Here is a 1819-nt window from a genome sequence, read left to right on the forward strand (position 1 = left end):
CATCAGCCTGCTGCGCGACGATCGCGGTGTTGCCGGTCGAGGTGACATCGCCCGCGGTGACCGTGACGTTGCCGCCGGAGGTCTGGGCGTAGATGCCATTGCCGGTGGTAACGTTGACCGGGCCGACGGTCGTGACCGTGGTATTGCCGGTGCCGAAATTCTCGGCGTCGATGCCGAACCGCGCGGTAATCGCGCCATTCGCGGTCACGTCGATATTGCCGGTCGCCGCTGCCGGGAAGATGGCAGCCACCATGCCGGCATTGCCCGCCTGGATATCGCCATTGGCCACCTCAGTGACATTGGCGGTCAGGGACTGGCTCTGCACATCGATCGCGTTCTTGCCGACCGCCAGCGCCGTCACCGCGCCGGTCGTGACGCTGATGTCGCCGCCAACCGCGGTATCGCGAACGATGATGCCGTTGCCGGCGGTCGAACCGCTGGCACCCGAGATATTGAAGGTGACCGTGCCCGAACCGTTGTTGAGGATATTGGCGCCGTCGCCAGTTCCGCCGAAGAAGCCGCCGGTGCCGGTGACCGAGATATTGCCCGCGCCACCGGTGCCGCCGATCAGGGTCAGACCGTTGGTCGCGCCGGTGACCGTATCGGCGACGGTCACCGTTACCGCGTCGTTGCCGACTGCCTTGATGCCCTCGGCCGCCGTGCCGGTCACCGTGCCATTGGCTGCCACGCTGACCGTGCCGGTGCCGAAATTGTGCGCATCGATGCCGGTCGTGCCCGAAACGTTGCCCGCGGTCACATCGACATTGCCCGCGCCCGCGACCTTGATCTGCTGCGCGATGATCGCCGTGTTGCCGGTCGAGGTGACGTCGCCCGCGGTGACCGAGACGTTGCCGCCCGTCGTCAACGCAAAGATGCCGTTACCGGTCGTCACATTGACCGGACCGACGGTGGTGACAGTCGTATTGCCCGACCCGAAATTCTCGGCGTCCACGCCAAACCGCGCCGTCATCGCGCCGTTGGCGGTCACGTCGATATTGCCGGTGCCGGCCGCGTTGAGGATCGCCGCCACCATGCCGGCATTGCCCGCATTGATGTCGCCGTTCGCTACTTCGGTCACGTTGCCGGTCAGCGATTGGCTCTGGACGTCGATCGCGTCCATGCCCGCGGTCAGCGCGGTAACCGCACCGGTGGTGATGCTGATATCGCCGCCGGCCGCGGTGTCACGCACCTTGATGCCTTCGCCTCCGGCCGAACTGCTCGCGCCCGAAATGTCGACCGTGACGGTGCCCGAACCGTTGTTCAGGATGTTCGCCGCGTCGCCAGTGCCGCCGACGAACCCGCCGGTCCCGGTCACGCTGATGTTGCCCGCGCCGCCAGTCCCGCCAACCAGGCTCAGGCCGCGCGTCGCGCCCGTCACCGTATCGGCGACGCTCACCGTCACCGCGTCGTTGCCGACTGCCTTGATGCCCTCGGCAAACGTGCCCGTCACCGTGCCGTTGGCGGTGACGCTGACGGTACCCGTGCCAAAGTTGTGCGCATCGATGCCGGTCGTGCCCGAGACGTTGCCCGCGGTCACATCGACATTGCCCGCACCGGCGACCTTGGTCTGCTGCGCGATGATCGCGGTGTTGCTGGCCGCGGTGACGTCGCCCGCGGTAACCGAGACGTTGCCGCCGGTGGCCAACGCAAAGATGCCGTTACCCGTCGTCACATTGACCGGGCCGACGGTGGTGACCGTCGTATTGCCTGATCCGAAATTCTCGGCGTCGATGCCGAACCGCGCGGTGATTGCGCCGTTGGCGGTCACGTCGATATTGCCGGTGCCCGCCGCGTTGAGGATCGCCGCCACCATGCCGGC

General features: G+C 66.9%; 1 protein-coding gene. It reads right to left on the reverse strand.

Features of this window, described 5'->3' with window-relative positions:
• Positions 1 to 1819 (reverse strand): beta strand repeat-containing protein (locus tag AC1DSD_RS22400; protein ID WP_478033199.1); only part of this gene is annotated, 1819 nt, incomplete at both ends.

The organism is Sphingomonas sp. P4_D12 (genome assembly GCF_056401895.1).